Genomic DNA, 19,955 nt, shown 5'->3' with positions numbered 1-19,955 from the left:
CGGGTAGCGGAGCGTAGGAGGGGAAAGCGAGGTGGGAAGACCATGGCAATCGAAGTCAAGGACCTCATGGGACGTGTGGCCATCGCCGTCATGCAGGACGCGCCGTTCGCCGACATCGTGGCCGCGATGAAGCGGTTCGCGGTCTCGGCCGTCACCGTCATCGACGCCGAGCGGCGTCCCGTGGGCGTGGTCACCGCGGACGATCTCCTGATGAAGGAGACCGACCCGGTGCGCCACAGCGTCTCGATCTACGAGTCGCGCCGGCAGCGGGCGGAGCACGCGAAGGCCGCGGCGGTCACGGCCGCCCAGCTCATGACGTCGCCGGCGATCACCGTCGCGCCCCGGGACCCGGTGCGGTCGGCGGCCCGGCTGATGCACGACAAGCACATCAAACAGCTTCCCGTGGTCGATCCGGACACGGGCCGGATCGTCGGCACCCTGCACCAGCGGGACGTGCTGCGCGTCTTCACCCGGCCGGTCGAGGAACTGGCGGCCGAGGTGCGGGCCGTGCTGTCCGAGCACGGGACGTACACGGTCGAGATCGACCGGGGCGTGGTGCGCATCTCGGGGGAGGCCGAACGGCGCTCGCAGGTGATCGCGCTCGTGGAGCGGGTGCGGGCGGTGGAGGGCGTCATCGACGTGGTCGCGGACGTGCGCTGCGGCAGGGACGACCTGGTCGCCGTGCCGCCGTTGCTGTAGCGGGCGCCTGCCCGGCCCGAGGTGAGGACCAAAGGCCCGGACGGGGCGGGCCGTACGGCTCTGCGTAAAAACCGTGTAAAGCGGTGTTCTTGAGGTACGAGAAGCACGACGCACCATCCACGGAAAGGAAGCCGTCATGACCGCCACAGTCAGCAAGCACGCCGCCCAGACCTACGTCGCCGAAGAAAGAGCGCGCCGCCCCGTCGACTACGTCTGGGCCGCCGCCCGCATCTCGATCGGCTGGGTCTTCCTCTGGGCCTTCCTGGACAAGACCTTCGGCTGGGGCTTCGCCACCCCGGCGGCCAAGGCGTGGATCAACGGCGGCAGCCCCACCACCGGCTTCCTCAAGGGCACCGGCGAGAACGCCCTCGGCGGCTTCTTCAGCGCGCTGGCCGGACAGGTCTGGGTGGACTGGCTGTTCATGCTCGGCCTGCTCGGCGTCGGGACCGCGCTCGTCCTCGGTGTCGGCCTGCGGATCGCGGCCGTCGCCGGGAGCCTGATGCTGGTGCTCATGTGGGCGGCCGAACTGCCCCTCACCACCAACCCGTTCATGGACGACCACATCATCTACTCGATCGTCCTCGTCGGCCTGGCCCTCGCGAACGCCGGCGCCACCCTCGGCCTCGGCAACCTGCCGATCGTCCGCCGGAACGCGTGGCTCAGGTAGCCGGGCCGCCCGCTCCGCTCCCGGAGCCGGCCTCCCGCAGGACCGAGATCCCCGACAGAACGTGGCCGACCACATGGTCGGCCACTTTCGCGTTCACCGGCCGGCCGCCGGCCGCCAGGTCCGCCGGCGCCTCGCGGCCCCCCGGAGCATCGCCGCCGCACCCCGTCGAAGAACCCGCCGGCCCACGACCCGGCCGCGCACTTGCCGGAGGTCCCTGACGAAAGGGACTTTCGCCGCTAGGCCCGCCCCCCGCCCCGGCGATGTCATGGGAGCCGGAGTGATCAGGAGGCGAGATGAGCATCGTGGGGTCGAACGGCTCACATACGGCGCGCGAGGCCGGGCCGCAGGCCGACCACCTCGGCGACTACCTGGCGCGCATCGGCCGCACGCCGCTGCTGACCGCCGAGGAGGAGATCGCGCTGGCCGAGCGCGTCGCGGCCGGCAGGACCGCCGCCCGCCTGCTCGCCACGGACGGCGCCCGGCCCGGCCTGGAGGAGCTGGCCGCCGACGGCCAGGCCGCCCGCGAGCACCTGATCAGGGCGAACCTGCGCCTCGTGGTCGCCGTCGCCAAACGGTACGCCTACCGCGGCATGTCCTGGGCCGACGTCGTCCAGGACGGCAACCTGGGCCTCATCGAGGCCGTCGAACGCTTCGACCACACCCGCGGCCACCGCTTCTCCACCTGCGCCACCTGGTGGATCCGCAAGTACATCCAGCAAGGGCTGGAGCACGCGCACACCATGCGGCTGCCGATCGGCGTCCAGGACGAGCTCGGCAAGCTGGCGCAGGCCGAGAGCGTCGTCACCCAGCGCCTCGGCCGCACCCCCACCGAGGAGGAGCTGGCCGCCCACCTCGGCGAGAAACCCGCCAAGCTCGTCCTGCTGCGCCGGGTCTCCCAGGGCTGCGTCAGCCTCGACCTCGCGCCCGGCGACCTCGTCGAGGACCCCGGCGGCCTGACGCCCGTGGAGACCGCCGAGCGGAAGGCGCTGAAGGAGACGCTGGCCACGCTGGTGGCGGGGCTGGCGCCGCGCCAGGCGATGATCGTACGGATGCGCTTCGGCCTGGACGGCCAGGACGAGCACACCCCCCGCCAGGTCGCCGACCGCATGGGACTGACCTCGCACTGGGTGCGCCAGCTCGAACGCGAGTCGCTGGCCCGCCTGTGCCGGCGCGGCGCGAGCGCGGGCCTGACGGCCTGGATCGGCCTCGGCTGAAGCCGCCGCGGTGCCACAGCCAGACCTCGTCCGACCTGACCACGTGGGGCAGGAACCAGCCGCCCTCCGGATGGGGGAGGAGGTCCGGGGCGGCGGCCTCGTCGGCGACGTGGACGGACGGCCCGTCGGGGTAGGTCCTGAGCTCCACCCGGCCGAGTCCAGGGGCCCGCGAAATGTCGGTCGGAGTGGCTAGTCTGCGGCAGGTGATCGAACGGTGGAGCCGTGATCAGGTGCTCGCCCTCGCCCCCGACGCGGCCTCGGCGAAGGCCGCGCAGGGCGTGGCGTCGCCGGGTCGATGGCAGGTGCGCGGCGTGGCCGGCACGCTGCTCTACGGCGCGTGCGGAGGCAGCGGGGCCCAGCCCTACCTGGCGTGCGTCGACCTGAGCGAGCCCGCCTACCGCTGCACCTGCCCCAGCCGTAAGTTCCCCTGCAAGCACGCGCTCGGGCTGTTGCTGCTGTGGGCGGGCGACGGGGCGCCGGAGGGCGACCCGGCCCCGGCCTGGGCCGCCGAATGGCTCGCCGCCCGCACCCGCCGAGCGAGCCGGCAGCGGCCCACCCGCACCCCGGACCAGCACCCCGCCCCAGCCGGCCTGACGGGGCAGACCGGGGCGGAGTCGGTGCGGCACGGGCGGGTGGGAGCCGGGCTGGCCGAGGTGGAGCGGTGGCTGGCCGACCAGGTGCGGCAAGGGCTCGCGGGGGCGGCCGAGCACGAGTGGGACGGCCTGGCCAAGCGCCTCATCGACGCCCAGGCCCCCGGCGTCGCCGGCATGGTGTCGAGGCTGGCCCAGGTCCGGGCGGGCGACGACTGGCCGGGGCGGCTCCTGGCCGAATACGCGCTGATCAACCTGCTCGCCGTCGCCTACCGCCGGCGTGCCGAGCTGCCCGCTCCGCTGGCCCGCACCGTCCTCGTCCGCGCCGGGTTCCCCGTCACGCGGGACGAGGTGCTGGCCGGCCCGGCCCTCCGCGACCACTGGGACGTCCTGGGCCGCCGCGACGAGACGCAGGACCGCCTGACCGCGCGCCGGGTGTGGCTGCGCGGGCGGAAGAGCGGGCGGGCGGCGCTGGTGCTGTCGTTCGCGCCGCCGGGCCAGCCCTTGGACGCGACGCTGGTCACCGGCGTCACCCTCGACGCCGACGTCACCTTCTACCCTGGCGCGGCCCCCCTGCGGGCGCTGGTCGCCGACCGGCACGGCACCGTCCCCGCCGCCGGCCCGCCGCCGGGCAGGTCGCCCGAGGAGGCGCTGGAGGAGGTCGCCCGCGCCGTCGGGGAGGACCCATGGGTGGAGTCGTGGCCGTTGGTGCTGGCGGACGTCGTCCCCGAACGGGCCGCGATCGGCGGGCTCCCGCTGCATCCCGCCGCCCGCGACCCCTGGCGACTCCTCGCGGTGTCGGGCGGCCGTCCGCTGACGGTGGCGGCCGAGTGGACACCTCGGGGCCTACGCCCCCTCACCACCTGGGACGACGACGGAGTGGCGGTGATCCTGTGATCCCCGTACGAGCGACGACGCCACCCCGCGACCGCGTGAAGCCCCCGGCTGAGTGGGCGGGGCGAGCGGCGGGGGGCGGCGTGGTGAGTGGGCGGGGCGAGTTGCGGAGGCTGGTGTGGTGAGTCGGTGGGAGGAGTTGACGTCGGCGGCGCTCGTGGGCACCGATCGGCGGCCGTACCACGGCGTCCTGCTGGAGGACGCGGCCGTCGAGGTGGCGCGGCTGCGGGCCGGGCGGCGGCTCGGCCCGGTGGCGCCGCCGGAGCCCGCCCCCGCCGAGGACCGCCCGGCGGTCGGGCGGCGGGCGGCCGAGCGGCTGGCCCGGATCCTGGGCGGCGAGCACGAGCGGCTGCTGCCCGAGTGGCTGGCCGCGGCGGCGGCGACAGGCTGCCGCGTCCCCCCGCGCATGCTGCCCGACCTGCTCGACCGCGGCCGCCGCGACGGCTCCATCCGGGCACACCTCGGCGTGCTGGCCGGCCGGCGCGGCAGGTGGCTGGCCGGCCTCAACCCGGCGTGGGCCTACCTGCTGGCGGAGCCCACGGGCGAGACGTGGGAGCTCGGCGGCCCCGCCGACCGCCGCGCCCACCTGCGGGCGCTGCGCGCGGCCGACCCCGGCGAGGCCAGGCTGCTGCTGGAGAGCACGTGGGAGCGGGAGACGCCGGACGACCGGGCCGAGTTCGTCGCGCTGCTGTCCGACGGGCTGAGCATGGCCGACGAGCCGTTCCTGGAGGCCGCGCTCGACGACCGCCGCCGCGAGGTGCGCCAGACGGCCGCCAACCTCCTCACCCGCCTCCCCGGCTCCCGCATGGCGCGGCGCATGGCCGAGCGGCTGCGGTCGTGCGTCACCGTCACCGGCGACCTCATCCTCATCGAGGCCCCCCAGGCGTGTGACAAGGCGATGGAACGCGACGGCATCCGCCCCAAGGCGCCGCGCGGCCTCGGCGAGCGCGCCTGGTGGCTCCAGCAGCTCATCTCCCGCGCCCCGCTCGCGGCATGGGGCCATCCGCCCGAGCGGCTGCTGGCCATGCGCGTCCCCGACTGGGACGCCGACGTCAGGACCGCCTGGGTACGCGCCGCCGTGCTCCAGCGCGACCCCGGGTGGGCGCGGGCGATGTTCGGCTGGGACCCGATCGCCGACCTGCTGGTGTCGCTGCCCCCGCAGGAGCAGCAGGACCTGGCGGCCGGTTTCGTCCGCGGGCACGAGCCCGACAGCCAGCTCATCATGGTGCTCGGCGGCGTGTCGTCCCCGTGGAAGGAGGAGCTGGCCACGGCCGTCCTCCACAAGATCGTCAAAGTGGCGGCCACGCAGCCGTGGAACCTCGGCGAGCTGGTCAAGCTGGCCGGCGAGCACATCGACCCCGCGCTGTTCCCGCTGGCCGAGAGCTATTCGCCGGTCGAGCCGATCCAGCAGGTCGCGGCCCTGCTGCGGTTCCGCGCCGACCTGCACAAGGAGTTGTTGCCCGAGATGTCCGACAGCGCCCCGGTCATGAGACCGACGAAGGAGCACCCATGACCGTCCTGCGCCCGCACGCGGAAGACCAGTACGCCGAGGAGCTCGCCCTCCTCGCCAAGGACGACGACCGGCCGCGCCCGCCCGGCTGGCGGCTGTCGCCGTGGGCGGTCACCACCTACGTGCTGGGCGACGGCGACCGCGTCACCCCCAAGTACATCGGCCCCCGCCGCATCGTCGAGGTCGCCGTCGCCACGCTCGCCACCGACCGCGCGCTGCTGCTGCTCGGCGTGCCCGGCACCGCCAAGACCTGGCTGTCCGAACACCTCGCCGCCGCCGTCAGCGGCGACTCCACGCTGCTCGTGCAGGGCACGGCCGGCACCGCCGAGGAGGCCGTGCGCTACGGCTGGAACTACGCCCGCCTCCTCGCCGAGGGCCCCTCGCTCGACGCGCTCACCCCGTCGCCCGTCATGCGGGCCATGGCCGAGGGGCGCGTCGCCAGGGTCGAGGAGCTGACCCGCATGCCGTCCGACGTCCAGGACGCGCTGATCACCGTGCTGTCGGAGAAGACGCTGCCGATCCCCGAGCTCAACCGCGAGGTGCAGGCCGAACGCGGCTTCAACGTCATCGCCACCGCCAACGACCGTGACCGCGGCGTCAACGAGCTGTCCAGCGCGCTGCGCCGCCGCTTCAACACCGTCGTGCTGCCGGTGCCGGCGACCGCCGAGGAGGAGGTCGACATCGTCGCCCGGCGCGTCGCCCAGCTCGGGCGTTCGCTGGAGCTGCCGGAGACGGTCACGGGGCTGGAGGAGATCCGGCGGGTGGTGACGGTCTTCCGCGAGCTGCGCGCGGGCGTCACCGAGGACGGGCGCACCAAGCTCAAGTCGCCGAGCGGCACGCTGTCCACGGCCGAGGCCATCTCCGTGCTGACCAGCGGCATCGCGCTGGCCGCCCACTTCGGCGACGGCGTCCTGCGTCCGGCCGACGTCGCCGCCGGGATCGTGGGGGCCGTGGTGCAGGAGCCGGTGTCCGACCGGGTGGTGTGGCGCGAATACCTGGAGACCGTGGTCCGCGAGCGCTCCGACTGGCGCGACTTCTACCGAGCCTGCCGCGAGGCCACATGACCACGTCCGGAGCGTTCGCGGCGGGGGAGCCGCGGGTGACGGTGCTCGGCGTGCGCCATCACGGGCCGGGCTCGGCCCGGGCCGTGCGCGCCGAGCTCGAACGCCTGCGTCCCGACGCGATCCTCATCGAGGGGCCGCCCGAGGCCGACGCGCTCGTCCGGCTCGCCCCTGGCCTTGAGCCGCCCGTCGCGCTGCTGGCGCACGTGCCGGGGGCGCCGTCCCGGGCGGCGTTCTGGCCGTTCGCCCGGTTCTCGCCGGAGTGGCAGGCCATCCTGTACGGCGTGGCGGCCGGCGTGCCCGTGGGTTTCTGCGACCTGCCGGCCGCGCACACCCTGGCCGAGGACCCGCGGGACGGCGAGGGCGAGCCGCCCGACGCGCGGCGGGCCGACCCCATCGGCGCGCTCGCCGCCGCGGCCGGCTACGACGACCCCGAACGCTGGTGGGAGGACGTCGTCGAGCACCGCTCCGAGCCCGGCGGCGGCGGGCCGGCGGACGGGCCGGCGGGCGGGCCGGTGCGGTGGTTCGAGGTGATCGCCGAGGCCATGGCCGCCGTACGCGAGGGTCACGTCCCCGACGAGCGGGAGGCCAGGCGCGAGGCCCACATGCGCAGGACCGTACGCGCCGCACTCAAGCAGGGCCACACCCGCGTCGCCGTGGTCTGCGGCGCCTGGCACGTGCCCGCGCTGGCCGGCCCACTGCCGTCCGCCGCGGCCGACAACGCGCTGCTGCGCGGCCTGCCCAAGGTGAAGGCGGAGCTGACCTGGGTGCCGTGGACGTACGGCCGGCTCGCCTCCCGGAGCGGCTACGGCGCGGGCGTCACCTCGCCGGGCTGGTACCACCACCTGTTCACCGTGCCCGACCGCCCGGTGGAGCGGTGGCTGGCCGAGGCGGCCAGGGTGCTCCGCGACGAAGGGCTCGCGGTGTCGTCCGCGCACGTCATCGAGTCCGTACGGCTCGCCGGGAGCCTGGCCGCGCTCCGCGGCCGGCCCCTGGCCGGGCTGAGCGAGGTCACCGAGGCGGCGAGGGCCGTCCTGTGCGAGGGCGACGACCTCGCGGTGGAGCTGATCCAGCGGCGGCTGGTCGTCGGCGACCGGCTCGGCCACGTCCCCGACGGCGTGCCGATGGTGCCGCTCCAGCGTGACCTGCGCGACCAGCAGCGGCGGCTGCGGCTGCGGCCGGAGGCGCTCGACCGCGAGCTCGACCTCGACCTGCGCAAGCCCCTCGACCTCGAACGCAGCCACCTGCTGCACCGGCTGCGGCTGCTGGAGGTGGGCTGGGGCACGCCGGGGCAGGCGCGCGGCAAGGGCACCTTCCGCGAGACGTGGACCCTGCGGTGGCGGCCGGAGCACGACCTCGCGCTGATCGAGCACGCCGCGCTCGGCACCACCGTCGCCGCGGCGGCCGTCCGGCGGGCCGCCGACCTCGCCGGGACCGGCTCGGCGGCGCTGGCGGAGCTGACGGCGCTGGTCGAGCAGTGCCTGCTGGCCGGGCTGCCGGAGGCGCTGCCCGCCGTGCTCGCGGCCCTGTCGGCGCGGGCCGCCCTGGACACCGACGTCACGCACCTCATGGCGGCGCTGCCCGCGATGGTCCGCGCCCACCGCTACGGCGACGTGCGCGGCACCCCGGCCGAGGGGCTGGCGGTGATCGTCCGCTCGATGCTGGACCGGATCAGGATCGGGCTGCCGGTCGCCGTGACCGGCCTGGACGACGACGCTGCTGCCGACCTGCTCAAACACGTCGACGCCGTCCACTCCGCCGTCGCCCTCCTCACCGAACACACAGGACCCGCCGCACGGGCCGAGGACCTTCAGGAGGAGAAGAGGCTGGCCTCAGACACCCAGCGGGAGCCGGGGCGGGCCTCAGGCGTCCAGCCGGAGTCGGCACGGACCGAGGACCTTCAGGGGGAGAAGGGGCGGCCCTCAGACACCCAGCGGGAGTCAGGGCGGGTTGAGGGGGTGGAGGGTGGCCGGGAGCGGGAGCGTTGGGTGGCGACGTTGCGGGGGCTCAGTGATCGGCGGGATCTGCACGGGCTCGTCGAGGGGCGGCTCACCCGGATCCTCCTCGACTGCGGGGAGCTCGACGACGCCGGCGACCGCATGTCCCGGGCCATGTCGCGCGGGCAGACGCCGGCACGGGCGGCGTCCTGGGTCGAGGGCTTCCTGAGCGGGGGCGGGCTGCTGCTGGTGCACGACGCGCGGCTGCTCGCCCTGGTGGACGGCTGGCTCACGGGGCTGTCCGCCGAGCAGTTCACCGACGTGCTGCCGCTGCTGCGCCGTACGTTCGGCGCGTTCGCCGCCCCGGAGCGCCGTTCGATCGGGGAGCGCCTGCGCTCGGCGGGACACGAACGCGGCGGGGACGACGCCCACGACCTGGACGAGCGCCGCGCGGCCGGCGCCGTCGCCACCGTCCTGTCGATCATCGGCCGCCCGGCGGCCCGCGCAACAGAGGGGGATCGTTGAGCGACGAGCGGATGCGGCGCTGGCGGCTGGTGCTGGGCGGTGGGGACGCCGACGGGGTCGGGTACGGGTTGCAGGGCGACGACGCCCACATGGACGCGGCCCTGGCCGCCGTCTACGACAGCGGCGAGGGCGGCGGCGGGGCCGGGACCGGCGGCGGCAGGGAGGGCGGGCTGGGGGCGTCCGCGCCGCGCGTGGCCCGCTGGCTCGGCGACATCCGCACGTACTTCCCCGCCACGGTCGTCCAGGTGATGCAGAAGGACGCGATCGAACGGCTCAACCTCACCAGGCTCCTCCTGGAGCCGGAGATGCTGGAGGCCGTGGAGCCGGACGTGCACCTGGTCGGCACCCTGCTCGCGCTCAACAAGGTGATGCCCGACCAGGCCCGCGAGTCGGCGCGGGCGGTGGTCCGCACGGTGGTGGCCGAGCTGGAGCGCCGGCTGGCGCAGCGGACGCGGGCGGCGGTGACGGGCGCGCTCGACCGTTCGGCGCGCACCCACCGCCCGAAGCGGGTGGCCGACGTCGACTGGGACCGTACGATCCGGGCGAACCTCAAGCACTACCTGCCGGACCGCAACACGGTGGTCCCGTCCCGGCTGGTCGGCTACGCCCGGCGGAGGCGGGCGGTGCAGCGCGAGGTGGTGCTGTGCGTCGACCAGAGCGGGTCGATGGCGGCGTCGGTGGTGTACGCGAGCGTGTTCGGGGCGGTGCTGGCCTCGATGCGGTCGTTGAAGACGTCGATCGTGGTGTTCGACACGGCGGTGGTGGACCTCACGGACCAGTTGCAGGACCCGGTGGAGCTGCTGTTCGGCACCCAGCTCGGCGGCGGCACCGACATCAACCGGGCCATCGCCTACTGCCAGGGGCTCGTCTCCCGGCCGGGCGACTCGATCTTCGTCCTGATCAGCGACCTGTACGAGGGCGGCGTCCGGCAGGAGATGCTGCGCCGGGTGGCGGCGATGAAGGAGGCCGGCGTCCAGGTGATCGTGCTGCTGGCGCTGTCGGACGAGGGGGCGCCGTTCTACGACCACGAGAACGCCGCGGCGCTGGCCGCGATGGGGGTGCCGGCGTTCGCCTGCACTCCCGACGCCTTCCCCGGCCTGATGGCGGCGGCGATCGAGCGCCGTGACATCGGCCGGTGGGCGGAACGCGCCTTCGGAGCCTGATGCTTCAGCCGGTGCGGTACCCCGGGGCGAACTCCCACCCGGGGTACGCGCCGGAGAGCCGGGCGCCGTGCCGGTCCCAGTCGCCGGCGGTCAGCTTCTCCGGCCCCTGGATCTCGATGTGCCCGGACCGGATGGTGAATCCCCAGGAGAATCCCGTGACCGCGCACACCGTCCGCGTCGCCAGGTCCGGCGAGTAGCACAGGAAGCTGTGCGCCACCCAGACGAGGTCGTCGCGCGTGTCGCGGGACGGTGCGTCGAACAGCGTCGGCCGTACCCCGAAGAACCCGTAGGGCACGTCGAGGTCGCCGTAGAAGCCCAGCGGGTCGGGATCGAACCCGTCCTCGCCCGACTCGCCGTCCGTGCTGCTCACGAGTTGCACCCACCCCATCAGCCCCGTGTAGCCCCGCCCGGGGTGCTCGATGACGGCCGTGCAGGTGGCCAGGTCGCGGGCGCCGCCGGGGAAGCGGCAGCCCAGAGCCTCTGGTTCGTCGTTGGGGCCGACCTCGATCGCGACCGTGCCGTCCATGCCGCGCAGCTGGAAGGGAAGGCGCATGGCCGCGATCTTAGCCGACCGCCGGGTGGCACCCCCGCGGGCCGGCGGGGGGCTCAGTGGGCGGGGTCCTGGCCGGGGCGGGCGTGCCGCGGCATCAGGAACGACAGCGCGAACGTCAGCACCAGCAGCCCGACCTCGACCCACACCGTGACCTCCATCGAGTCGCCGAACCCCCACCGGTCGGCGAGCAGGTTGAAGAACAGCGTCCCCAGCACGGCGCTGCCGAGCGCCCCGCCGAGCTGCTGCACGGCGGTCAGCGTCCCGGACGCCGAGCCGGACTCGTGCGGCTCCACCCCGGCGAGCACGATGTCGAAGAACGGCGCCATGGTGAGGCCCATGCCGATGCCGACGAGGCCGAGGCCGGGGGCGAGCTGCCAGACGGTGACGTCGAGCCCGGCGAAGTGGATGGTGAGCGCGAGCGCGGCCGCGCCGGCCGCCATCACGGTCGCGCCGATCTGCAGCAGCCCGCGCCCGAGCTTCTCCTGCAGCCCGGACATCGCCAGGCCGAAGCCGATCACGCCGCCGATGGCCTGCGGCAGCCCGGCGAGGCCCGCCTTGAGCGGCGTGAAGCCGAGCCCCATCTGGGCGTAGAGGCTGAAGACCAGGCCGAAGCCCATCATGCCGGAGAAGAAGGCGAGGCCGGCGACGAGCCCGCCGGTGAAGGCGCGCTTGCGGAACAGGCCGGGGACGACGAGCGGGTCCCTGCCGGAGGCGGCGCGGCGGGACTCGTACCGGGCGAAGACGGCGAAGACCACGGCCGAGGCGGCCATGGACGCGAACGTCCACCAGGGCCAGCCCAGCTCGCGCCCCTGGATGAGCGGGTAGATGAGCAGCAGGGCGGCGAGCGAGACCAGGCCGACGCCGCCGAGGTCGAGCCGGGTGGCGTTGGACAGGCGGTATTCAGGCAGGAAGCGGATCCCGGCGAGCGCGGCGGCCAGGCCGAGCGGCAGGTTGATCAGGAAGATCATGCGCCAGCCGGTGCCGAAGAAGTCGGCGTCGACGAGCCAGCCGGCCAGCACCGGGCCGCCGACCGACGAGATGGTCATGACCGGACCGAACATGCCGAACGCCTTGCCCAGCTCGTGCGGCGGGAACATCTCCTTGATCAGGCCCAGCCCTTGGGGCAGCATCACGGCGCCGAACAGGCCCTGCAGCACCCGGGCGCCGATCAGCATCTCCGGGCTGCCGGCGACGCCGCACAGCAGCGAGGCCGCGGTGAAGCCGAAGGCGCCGATGAGGAACATGCGCTTGCGGCCGTACAGGTCGCCGAGCCGGCCGCCGGTGATGAGGCCGACGGCCATGGCGAGCGTGTAGCCGGCCCCGAGCCACTGCACGAGGCTGTCGGTGCCGCCCAGCTCACGCTGGATGGTCGGGGCGGCGATGGTGGTGACCAGGGCGTCGAGCAGGTCCATGACCTCGGCGGCGAGGATCACGAAGAGCGCGACCCATCTCCACCGGTAGCCCTGGGCCTCTCCCGTCTCCTGGGAGGCGGTGACGGTCATCTGGGGGACTCCTGACGGGTTGAACGGTGTTCTAAGGGACGAACGGTGTTCGTCACGAACACTGTTTTAGAGGCGAACAGTGTTCGTGTCAAGTACAGTGTTCGGTATGGACCGGACGAGGACGACCGACGGCGTGCCCGTGCCTCCCTGGCGCAAGTCACGCCGGCAGCCGCAGCCCAAGCGCCAGCTCAGCCAGGACCTCATCGTCGAGGCCGGGCTGCTGATCCTGGACGCCGAGGGGTTCGACGCGCTCAGCATGCGGCGCGTCGCCCAAGAGCTCGACACCGGCCCGGCGTCCCTGTACGCCCACGTGGCCAACAAGGAGGAGCTGCTGGAGCTGATCTACGACCGGGTGCTCGGCGAGCTCCGGCTGCCCGAGCGCGACCCGTCCCGCTGGAAGGAGCAGCTGCGCGCGTACTGCCTGGAGGTGCACCGCGTGCTCTGCCGCCACTCCGACGTGGCCCGCGCGGCGCTGGCCAGCATCCCCACCGGCCCCAACTCCCTGCGCGCGGGCGAGTTCGTCTACGGGCTGCTCATCGAGGCCGGCATGGATCCGAGGGAGGCGTCGCTGGTCATGGACCGCCTCTCGCTCTACCTCATCGGCGACGCCTACGAGGGCTCCCTGCACCTGGCCCGCATGCGCGCCTCCGGGATGAGCGACCCGCGGGAGTACTTCGAGCGGTTCTCCGGCCAGATCGCCACCTACTACCGCGCCCTGCCCGCCTCCACCTTCCCGCACCTGCACCGGCACATCGACGAGCTGATCGCCGACGACGGCGAGAACCGCTTCCTGTACGGGCTGGAGCTGATGCTCGACGGCCTCGAGAGCCGCATGCCGGGGGCCTGATCTAGGACCAAGTGCCGAGAGCCTCCTAGGCCCAGCGGCCGATGCGCTGAGCTGCGCCGTCGCCCTAGCGTGACCGGCATGACGACGACTGTTGGCAAGGCGCCGGCCGCGGGCGGCGTGGTGTCGGCGCCGTACCGGGCGCTGAGTTTCGGGCTTGTGGCCATCGTGACCCTGATGGCGTTCGAGGCGATGGCGGTGGCCACGGCCATGCCGGTGGTGGCCCGCGAACTGCACGGCATGCGCCTGTACAACCTGGCCTTCAGCGCCACGCTGGCGGCCAGTGTGATCGCGACCGTGCTGGGCGGGCGGTGGAGCGACCGGCGGGGGCCGCTCGAACCGATCGCGGCCGGGGTGGCGACGTTCGTGGCGGGGCTGCTGCTGGCGGGGTTCGCGCCCGACATGGAGGTGTTCGTGGCCGGGCGGTTCGTGCAGGGGCTCGGGGCCGGGGCCACCCAGGTCGCCCTGTACGTGCTGGTCGCCCGCGTCTACCCCGCCGCGCTGCATCCGAAGGTGTTCGCGCTGTTCTCGGCCGCGTGGGTGGTGCCGTCGATGGTGGGCCCGGCGATCGCCGGGTTCGTGGTGGAGAACGCCGACTGGCGGTGGATCTTCCTCGGCGTCTCGCTCATCGTCGTGCCGTCGGCGCTGCTGCTCTGGCGCGGCACCACCGGCCGCGACCTCGGCGCGGACCCTGGACGGACGCCCGGTCCGGGCGCGGACCCCTCGGACCCCGGTCTGGGCGCGGACCCCTCGGACCCCGGTCTGGGCGCGGACCCCTCGGACCCCGGTCTCGCTGCGGGCCCCGTCGAGCCCGCGCCGGCCCCCGGCCTCGGCCGCAAGCTCGCCTGGGCCGCCGTGACGGCCGTGGCCGCCGCGCTCATCCAGTACGGCAGCGCGATGGAACTGGCCGGCCTGCCCCTGCTCGCCGCGGGCGTCGTCCTGCTGGCCGTGGCCCTGCCCAGGCTGCTGCTGCCCGGCTCGCTGCGGGCCGCGCCCGGCCTGCCGACCGCGCCGGTGCTGCGCGGACTGGCGTTCGGCTCGCTCACCGCCGCCCAGGTGCTGATCCCGCTCATGCTCATCAACGAGCGCGGGCTCAGCGCCACCGCCGCCGGCATCGTCCTCACGATCGGCGCCCTCGGCTGGTCCACCGGCTCCTGGCTCAAGGGCCGCGGCCGGATCAGCAACCTGCTCGCCGTCCGCGGCGGGGCCGCCCTGCTCGCGACCGGCCTCGCGCTGGTGACGCTCGTGCTGGTGGACGCGGTGCCGCTGGCGCTCGCGCACGTGGCCATGGCGCTCGCCGGGCTCGGCATCGGCATGCTGCACCCGACGGTCTCGGTGCTGGTGCTGGAGATGTCCGCGCCGGGGGAGGAGGGCCAGAACAGCGCCGCCGTGGGCGTCGGCGAGTCGGTCTTCACCGTGGTGGCCGTGGCGGCCAGCGGAGCGGTCTTCACCGCCTCCGGCGGCAGCTACGCGGCCGGTCTGCTCACCGCCGTGGCGCTGGCGGTGCTGGCGTTCGCGCTGGCCCCCCGTTTGGTCCGGTCCCGTACAGCAGGCACTATGGAAGTGTCCGCGCCCTGAACGGGCCGTAAGAGGGGGGTACATGCCGCGAGTGCGTGAGCTCGAGGTCTTCCGGCTCGTCCTGCCGTACGGCAGGAGGTCGGAGACCCTGCTCGTGAAGCTCACCGACCACGGCGGCATGACCGGCTGGGGAGAAGCGCTCTCCCCCCAGCCGAAGACCTGGTCGAAGCTGGAGGAGACGCTGGCCGCCCTGATCATCGGCGTCGACTGGGAGCACCCCGACGCCGTGCCGAGCGGCGACCCCGCGGTCGACATGGCCTGCTGGGACCTGTGGACGAGGATGCGCGGCGTGCCGCTCGCCGAGGCGATCGGCGGCACCCGCACCTCGCTCATGGCCACCGTCCGCCTGTCGCCCGACCCGTCCACGGAGAGCCTGGTCAGCCGGGTCAACCAGCAGGTCTGCGCCGGCTACGGGCACGTCACGCTCGACGTGCGGCCCGGCTGGGACGTCGAGCCGGTGCGGGCCGTGCGGGCCGCCTACCCGGCGCTGACCCTCGCCGTCGACTGCGGCAACGCCTACACCGAGCACGGCCAGCTCGTCGCCCTCGACTCCTACGGCCTGGAGGTCATCGAGCGGCCCTTCGCCGCCGGCGACGTCTACGCCCACGCCGCGCTCCAGGACCAGGTGACGGCCTCCGTCGCCGTCGAGGTCGCCTCGACGGCCGAGCTCGACGACTTCCTCACCGTACGGGCCGCGCGGGTGCTGCTGCTGCGGCCGACGGCGTTCCCGTCCCTGAGCGAGGCCCGCCGCGCCCACGACCGGGCGGCGGCGGCCGGCTGGGACATCCAGTGCGCGGGCGGCCAGGGGATGGGGCTGGCCAGGGCCGCCACCGTCGCCGTCGCCAGCCTGCCCGGCTGCACGCTGCCCTGCGACGTCACCCAGCCGCCCCGCCAGAACCAGCTCGTCACCCCGATCGTGGGGGCGAACGCGGGCGTCATCGCCGTCCCGCTGACGCAGTCCGGGCTCGGCCACGACATCGACGAGAGCCGCCTGCGCCGGATGGCGAAGGAGACCTTCCACTCGTGACGCCGGCGTTCGCCGAGCGCGTACCCGCCGGGTGCTCGGCGAACGTGCCCACGTGGTGGAGTGGCCCGGAGAGCCGGGCGCGTCAAGGCGTCCGGGTCGCTGACGGAGGTGGGGCCGATGGGCAGGGACCCTGACGAGGACGCGATCCGGCTGGCCGGCGAGTCGCTGGCCGCGGGCGACCCGCTGGGCTGGTTCGAACGGCTCTACGCCGAGTCGGCCACCGGCGAGGCGATCGTGCCGTGGGACTCCCGCGCCCCGCACCCCCTGCTCGGCGAGTGGACCGCCACCCACGCCACCGGTGCGGGCCGGTCTTCGCGCCGCCGTGGCCGCTGACGCCGTCCGAGATCGCCGCGTTCGCGACGGACGGCCTGGACCGCGGCACGGTCGAGGAGCTGCGGGACGGCGGACGCCACCGCTGGCGTGCCACCTTCCACCGCTCGCCCGCCCCGGCGGCGACCCGCCCTCGAACAGGTTGAGGCTGCTCGCCCACACCCTGCGCCCCCCGTACCCTGGGCACCGACAGGAGGCGACCATGACCGAGAGCGCGGCGGACGGGCGGCTGCCCGAGGCGCTGCACGTCAGCAACGGCGACGCCACCGACGTGCCGGGCACCGGCCTCGCGCGGCGCGTGGTCTACTGGCGCGACGTCCTGCACGAGGGCCCGGTGCCGGACGTCGCCCCCGACAAGCTGCGCCGCGTCCGCGCCGCCCACCTCATGGCGCACGAGCCCGCCGGGCGCGAGGCGACGCTGCGCGTCCTCGCCGAACGCGACCGGGCCCTGGAGGACAACCGCGACGGCGAGTACGTCCTGTGGTTCGAGGCCGACCTGTACGACCAGCTCCAGATCGTCGAGATCCTCGCCCGCCTGGCCGCCCTGGGCGTCCCCGCCGGGCGGGTGACGCTGATCTGCATCGGCGAATACCCGGGGATCGCCCGGTTCGGCGGCCTCGGCCAGCTCACCGCCGCGCAGTTGCGCGAGCTGCCCGCCACGGGAGCGTGCGCCCGGCTGACCCCGGCGGCGCTGGAGCTGGCCACCCGCGCGTGGGCGGCCTTCCGCGCGCCGACGCCTGACGGACTGGCCGGCGTCGCCGCCTCCCGCCTGGGGGAGCTGCGGTTCCTGGGGGAGGCGTTCGACCGGCTCGGCCGCGAGTACCCCTCGACGCGGGACGGCCTGTCGCTGGCCGAGCGGCGGGTGCTGGCCGCCGTCGCCGCCGGCGCGCCCGACGCGGGGACGGCCTTCCACCAGGCCGCGGCGCGCGAGACACGGCCGTTCATGGGCGACAGCACGTACTACGACCGGATGGATCGGCTGGCGCGGGGGCCGTACCCGCTGCTCGACCTCGACCCGCACGGCGGCCCGGTGACCCACGCGACGGGCCTGCGCCTGACGGAGCCCGGCGCGCGGGTCCTGGCCGGCCAGGCCGACCAGATCACCCTCAACGGCGTCGACCGGTGGATCGGCGGCGTCCACCTGCGGGGCCACCAGGTGCCGTGGCGCTGGAACGAGGCCACGGAAACCGTCACCCCCGCCTGAGGTGTCACTTCCCCGTCGGCTGCTCGTGCTTCAGCCGCACAATCGCGACAATCTGCAACCTGAGTTGCCTAGAGTTCTGCAACCTGAGTAGCCTAGACTGGGTGATGAGGAAGCGGGATCTAGAACGCCGGATGCGCAAACTCGCGAAGGAGTACGGCGTGCCTGTGCACTCCACCGAAGGCGGTAGTCACACGAAGTGGCATGCCGGTTCGGAGGCGATGCCCGTCCCTCGCCATGCGGAGGTCAACGAGCGCACGGCGAAAGGAATCTTGGAGAACTGAGAGAGCATCCTCGTCGAGGCCGCGAAGGAGCAGGAGGGCCAGTGAGCGAACACGACACCTACACCATCACTGCTGGCAAGAGCGGCCCCTGGTGGGCGTTGACCGTCCGCGGGCCCGGTCTCAAGCGCGGCTACCACACCCAGGTGAAGCGCCTGGAGCACGCCGAGGAGATGGCTCGCGATCTGGTGGCCACGATGCTCGATGTCGACGTCTCGGAGATTGACGCCGATTTCGAGCTGACGGTGGCCGACGAGGACGTGGCCACCGAACTGGAGGCCACGTTGCTGGCCCGCCTCGCCGCCAGGGTGGCCAAGCAGCAGGCTGCGGAGGTGACGCAGACGACCGTGGCGGACCTGGCCCGCAGAGGCTACGTCCACCGCGACATCGGCTACCTCCTGGGCATCTCCCATCAGGCCGTCGGGAAGCTGCTCCACGAGGCGGACAAGGAGACAGCCGCGTCCGCCCTCGTCCTGAGCACACACTGCCCCGAAAACGCTTCCAGAATTGAGCTGCTGAGGTCGCTTCTCCCCGACGTGGCCGAGGACGATCCGGCGCCTGTCAGGTTGCGCAAGCTCAGGGCATGGGGGGAGCGGCTGCGCGATGGCGCCGGTTCATCGGCGGAGCCGGTCAGAGGGCGATGAGACGTGCGCGACCCCCGCACACGTCCCGCCCGTCTGAGCAGCTTCGCGGACGTCTTGGCTGGACGATGACGGGTGGCCACGCAGGCGGGGGCGAGCATGCTGCGGTGTGCCCCGGTGGGCGGGTCAGGCGGGGCGGTGGCCGGACTTGGCGAGCTGGATCAGCTCGTACACGTGGGAGCGGAGCTCGGCGAAGCGGGGCAGGGAGCGGGTGGTGAGCTGGTCGCGTTCGGCCGGCAGGTCGATCGGGACGTCCTCCAGCACCACCGTCGGCGAGTTGGACAGCACGATGACGCGCTGCCCGAGATAGACCGACTCGTCGATGTCGTGGGTGACGAACAGCACCGTGACCCCGAGACGCTGCCACAACGAGCGGACGAGGTCCTCCAGGTCGGCGCGGGTCTGGGCGTCCACGGCGGCGAACGGCTCGTCCATCAGCAGCAGGTGCGGCTCGTACGCGACCGCCCGCGCGATGGCGACGCGCTGCTGCATGCCGCCCGAGAGCTGCCACGGGTGCGCGTCCTGGGCCTCGGCGAGGCCGACGGCCTCCAGGGAGTCCTGGACGAGCCGGCGCCGGCGGTCCTTCGGGACCTTCTTCTCCTTCAGCGGCAGCTCGACGTTCTGCCGCACGGTCATCCAGGGGAAGAGGCTGCGGCCGTACTCCTGGAAGACGACCGCCATGCCGGGCGGCGGGCCGGTGACGCGCTCGCCCTCCAGCACGACCTCGCCCGCGGTCGCGTCGAGCAGCCCGGCGATGCACCTCAGCAGCGTGGTCTTGCCGGCGCCCGAGGGGCCGACGATGCAGACCAGCTCGCCGGCGGCGACTGTGAACGTCAGGTCGCGTACGGCCTCGACACTGCGGCCCCGCCCCTCGTAGACCTTCTTCAGCCCGCGTACGTCCAGCATGGCCGTCGTGGCGGACAGGGGACGGGCGGGGACGCCCGTGGGGTTGGCGGTCATGTGTCAGCCCTCTCGCTGTGCCGTGCGCAAACCGGTGTACCACCGCAGCAGCCGGGCCTCCACCGCACGGAACGCCATCGACAGGGCGATGCCGACGAGCCCGAGCAGGATGATGCCGCTCCACATCTGCGGGATGGCGAAGCTGCGCTGGAACTGGATGATGGTGAAGCCGAGGCCGTTGCTGGCCGCGAACATCTCGCTGATCACCATGAGGATGATCCCGATGGACAGCGCCTGCCGCGCGCCGGCGGCGATCTGCGGGCCGGCGCCGCGCAGCACCAGGTGGACGAGCCGGGAGCGGCGGCGCATCCGGTAGCTGCGGGCGGTGTCGCTCAGCACCTCGTCCAGGGCGCGTACGCCCTCCACCGTGTTGAGCAGCACCGGCCACACGCAGCCTGAGACGATCACGAGGATCTTCATGCCGTCGCCGATGCCGGCGAACAGCATGAGGATCGGCACCAGCACCGGCGACGGGATGGCGCGGAAGAACTCGAGCACCGGTTCCAGCAGGCCGCGCAGCGTGCGCGAGGAGCCGACCGCGGTGCCGAGGGCGACGCCGGCCACGACCGCGCCGAGGTAGCCGGCCAGCAGCCGGCCGAGGCTGGGCAGGACGTCGGTCACGAACCGGGCGCTGAACCAGGTGTCGGCGAAGGCGGCCAGGATCTCGCTGAGCGGCGGCCAGAAGAAGGAGGCGGCGCCGGCGGTCGCCAGCCACCAGGCGGCGACCAGCAGCACCGGCACGGCGAGCGCGAGGAGGGCCTTGCGGCCCGCGTTCATG

18 protein-coding genes are annotated in these 19,955 nt (G+C 73.9%); 14 read left to right on the top strand and 4 right to left on the bottom strand.

What is annotated here, in order from left to right; genetic code table 11:
* Positions 1-42 precede the first annotated feature (42 nt).
* From Nocox_RS29355 to Nocox_RS29320, 8 genes are all read left to right on the top strand, one after another.
* Positions 43-699, top strand: a complete 657-nt coding sequence (locus Nocox_RS29355; protein WP_026213814.1) for a CBS domain-containing protein — start codon at positions 43-45, stop codon at positions 697-699.
* 136 nt (positions 700-835) lie between these two features.
* A complete protein-coding gene (locus Nocox_RS29350; RefSeq protein ID WP_020540648.1) occupies positions 836-1,366 on the top strand; it encodes a hypothetical protein in 531 nt (176 codons plus the stop codon).
* A 293-nt stretch (positions 1,367-1,659) separates the two neighbouring features.
* Positions 1,660-2,580 carry a sigma-70 family RNA polymerase sigma factor gene (locus Nocox_RS29345; RefSeq protein ID WP_020540647.1) on the top strand — a complete coding sequence of 307 codons (921 nt, stop codon included), beginning with the start codon at positions 1,660-1,662 and terminating at the stop codon, positions 2,578-2,580.
* A 203-nt stretch (positions 2,581-2,783) separates the two neighbouring features.
* Positions 2,784-4,067, top strand: coding sequence for an SWIM zinc finger family protein (locus Nocox_RS29340; RefSeq protein ID WP_026213813.1), 1,284 nt, complete (start codon positions 2,784-2,786; stop codon positions 4,065-4,067).
* Positions 4,068-4,182: 115 nt separating this feature from the next.
* On the top strand, positions 4,183-5,577 hold the full coding sequence (locus Nocox_RS29335; RefSeq protein WP_063711587.1) for a DUF5691 domain-containing protein: 1,395 nt from the start codon (positions 4,183-4,185) through the stop codon (positions 5,575-5,577).
* Entirely contained in the window at positions 5,574-6,638 is a 1,065-nt protein-coding gene (locus Nocox_RS29330) for an ATP-binding protein (RefSeq protein ID WP_020540644.1), read from the top strand. The genes Nocox_RS29335 and Nocox_RS29330 overlap by 4 nt, the downstream gene beginning before the upstream one ends.
* Entirely contained in the window at positions 6,635-9,097 is a 2,463-nt protein-coding gene (locus tag Nocox_RS29325; RefSeq protein WP_020540643.1) for a DUF5682 family protein, read from the top strand. Before Nocox_RS29330 ends, Nocox_RS29325 begins: the two co-directional genes overlap by 4 nt.
* A gap of 11 nt (positions 9,098-9,108) precedes the next feature.
* Positions 9,109-10,260, top strand: a complete 1,152-nt coding sequence (locus Nocox_RS29320; RefSeq protein ID WP_020540642.1) for a VWA domain-containing protein — start codon at positions 9,109-9,111, stop codon at positions 10,258-10,260.
* A gap of 4 nt (positions 10,261-10,264) precedes the next feature.
* Here the strand turns inward: Nocox_RS29320 and Nocox_RS29315 are convergent, their stop codons facing one another.
* A complete protein-coding gene (locus Nocox_RS29315) occupies positions 10,265-10,813 on the bottom strand; it encodes a hypothetical protein (RefSeq protein ID WP_020540641.1) in 549 nt (182 codons plus the stop codon).
* Positions 10,814-10,866: 53 nt separating this feature from the next.
* On the bottom strand, positions 10,867-12,315 hold the full coding sequence (locus Nocox_RS29310) for an MFS transporter (RefSeq protein WP_020540640.1): 1,449 nt from the start codon (positions 12,313-12,315) through the stop codon (positions 10,867-10,869).
* Between the two features lie 106 nt (positions 12,316-12,421).
* Between Nocox_RS29310 and Nocox_RS29305 the strand changes: the two genes are divergently transcribed.
* The 6 genes from Nocox_RS29305 (at position 12,422) to Nocox_RS29280 (ending at position 18,220) form a co-directional block, all read left to right on the top strand.
* Positions 12,422-13,162 carry a TetR/AcrR family transcriptional regulator C-terminal domain-containing protein gene (locus Nocox_RS29305; protein ID WP_020540639.1) on the top strand — a complete coding sequence of 247 codons (741 nt, stop codon included), beginning with the start codon at positions 12,422-12,424 and terminating at the stop codon, positions 13,160-13,162.
* A gap of 78 nt (positions 13,163-13,240) precedes the next feature.
* Positions 13,241-14,737, top strand: a complete 1,497-nt coding sequence (locus Nocox_RS29300; protein WP_063711592.1) for an MFS transporter — start codon at positions 13,241-13,243, stop codon at positions 14,735-14,737.
* A 22-nt stretch (positions 14,738-14,759) separates the two neighbouring features.
* Positions 14,760-15,764 (top strand): enolase C-terminal domain-like protein, encoded by a 1,005-nt coding sequence (locus tag Nocox_RS29295; protein ID WP_026213812.1) that lies wholly within the window; start codon positions 14,760-14,762, stop codon positions 15,762-15,764.
* Positions 15,765-15,881: 117 nt separating this feature from the next.
* Positions 15,882-16,097: a hypothetical protein gene (locus tag Nocox_RS29290; protein ID WP_026213811.1), complete on the top strand. Its 216-nt coding sequence runs from the start codon at positions 15,882-15,884 to the stop codon at positions 16,095-16,097.
* Between the two features lie 199 nt (positions 16,098-16,296).
* Positions 16,297-17,298, top strand: a complete 1,002-nt coding sequence (locus Nocox_RS29285) for a hypothetical protein (protein WP_020540635.1) — start codon at positions 16,297-16,299, stop codon at positions 17,296-17,298.
* A 322-nt stretch (positions 17,299-17,620) separates the two neighbouring features.
* A complete protein-coding gene (locus tag Nocox_RS29280) occupies positions 17,621-18,220 on the top strand; it encodes a hypothetical protein (RefSeq protein WP_020540634.1) in 600 nt (199 codons plus the stop codon).
* A gap of 123 nt (positions 18,221-18,343) precedes the next feature.
* Here the strand turns inward: Nocox_RS29280 and Nocox_RS29275 are convergent, their stop codons facing one another.
* Both Nocox_RS29275 and Nocox_RS29270 read right to left on the bottom strand, forming a co-directional pair.
* Complete coding sequence (locus tag Nocox_RS29275) at positions 18,344-19,123, bottom strand: ABC transporter ATP-binding protein (RefSeq protein ID WP_051112420.1); 780 nt, start codon at positions 19,121-19,123, stop codon at positions 18,344-18,346.
* A gap of 57 nt (positions 19,124-19,180) precedes the next feature.
* Positions 19,181-19,954 carry an ABC transporter permease gene (locus Nocox_RS29270; RefSeq protein ID WP_020540632.1) on the bottom strand — a complete coding sequence of 258 codons (774 nt, stop codon included), beginning with the start codon at positions 19,952-19,954 and terminating at the stop codon, positions 19,181-19,183.
* Position 19,955 lies beyond the last annotated feature (1 nt).

The organism is Nonomuraea coxensis DSM 45129 (assembly GCF_019397265.1).
Lineage (GTDB): Bacteria > Actinomycetota > Actinomycetes > Streptosporangiales > Streptosporangiaceae > Nonomuraea > Nonomuraea coxensis.
The sequence above is the reverse complement of the archived record's forward strand: the minus strand, read 5'-3'. Positions and strand labels throughout refer to the sequence as shown.

Excerpts from the sequence above, each read along its gene's own strand:
- Nocox_RS29355 (WP_026213814.1), top strand. The coding sequence starts at position 43 with ATGGCAATCGAAGTCAAGGACCTCATGGGACGTGTGGCCATCGCCGTC.
- Nocox_RS29270 (WP_020540632.1), bottom strand. The coding sequence starts at position 19,954 with ATGAACGCGGGCCGCAAGGCCCTCCTCGCGCTCGCCGTGCCGGTGCTG.
- Nocox_RS29290 (WP_026213811.1), top strand. The coding sequence starts at position 15,882 with ATGGGCAGGGACCCTGACGAGGACGCGATCCGGCTGGCCGGCGAGTCG.
- Nocox_RS29300 (WP_063711592.1), top strand. The coding sequence starts at position 13,241 with ATGACGACGACTGTTGGCAAGGCGCCGGCCGCGGGCGGCGTGGTGTCG.
- Nocox_RS29310 (WP_020540640.1), bottom strand. The coding sequence starts at position 12,315 with ATGACCGTCACCGCCTCCCAGGAGACGGGAGAGGCCCAGGGCTACCGG.
- Nocox_RS29285 (WP_020540635.1), top strand. The coding sequence starts at position 16,297 with ATGACCGAGAGCGCGGCGGACGGGCGGCTGCCCGAGGCGCTGCACGTC.
- Nocox_RS29305 (WP_020540639.1), top strand. The coding sequence starts at position 12,422 with ATGGACCGGACGAGGACGACCGACGGCGTGCCCGTGCCTCCCTGGCGC.
- Nocox_RS29350 (WP_020540648.1), top strand. The coding sequence starts at position 836 with ATGACCGCCACAGTCAGCAAGCACGCCGCCCAGACCTACGTCGCCGAA.
- Nocox_RS29295 (WP_026213812.1), top strand. The coding sequence starts at position 14,760 with ATGCCGCGAGTGCGTGAGCTCGAGGTCTTCCGGCTCGTCCTGCCGTAC.
- Nocox_RS29325 (WP_020540643.1), top strand. The coding sequence starts at position 6,635 with ATGACCACGTCCGGAGCGTTCGCGGCGGGGGAGCCGCGGGTGACGGTG.
- Nocox_RS29315 (WP_020540641.1), bottom strand. The coding sequence starts at position 10,813 with ATGCGCCTTCCCTTCCAGCTGCGCGGCATGGACGGCACGGTCGCGATC.
- Nocox_RS29275 (WP_051112420.1), bottom strand. The coding sequence starts at position 19,123 with ATGCTGGACGTACGCGGGCTGAAGAAGGTCTACGAGGGGCGGGGCCGC.
- Nocox_RS29330 (WP_020540644.1), top strand. The coding sequence starts at position 5,574 with ATGACCGTCCTGCGCCCGCACGCGGAAGACCAGTACGCCGAGGAGCTC.
- Nocox_RS29320 (WP_020540642.1), top strand. The coding sequence starts at position 9,109 with ATGCGGCGCTGGCGGCTGGTGCTGGGCGGTGGGGACGCCGACGGGGTC.
- Nocox_RS29345 (WP_020540647.1), top strand. The coding sequence starts at position 1,660 with ATGAGCATCGTGGGGTCGAACGGCTCACATACGGCGCGCGAGGCCGGG.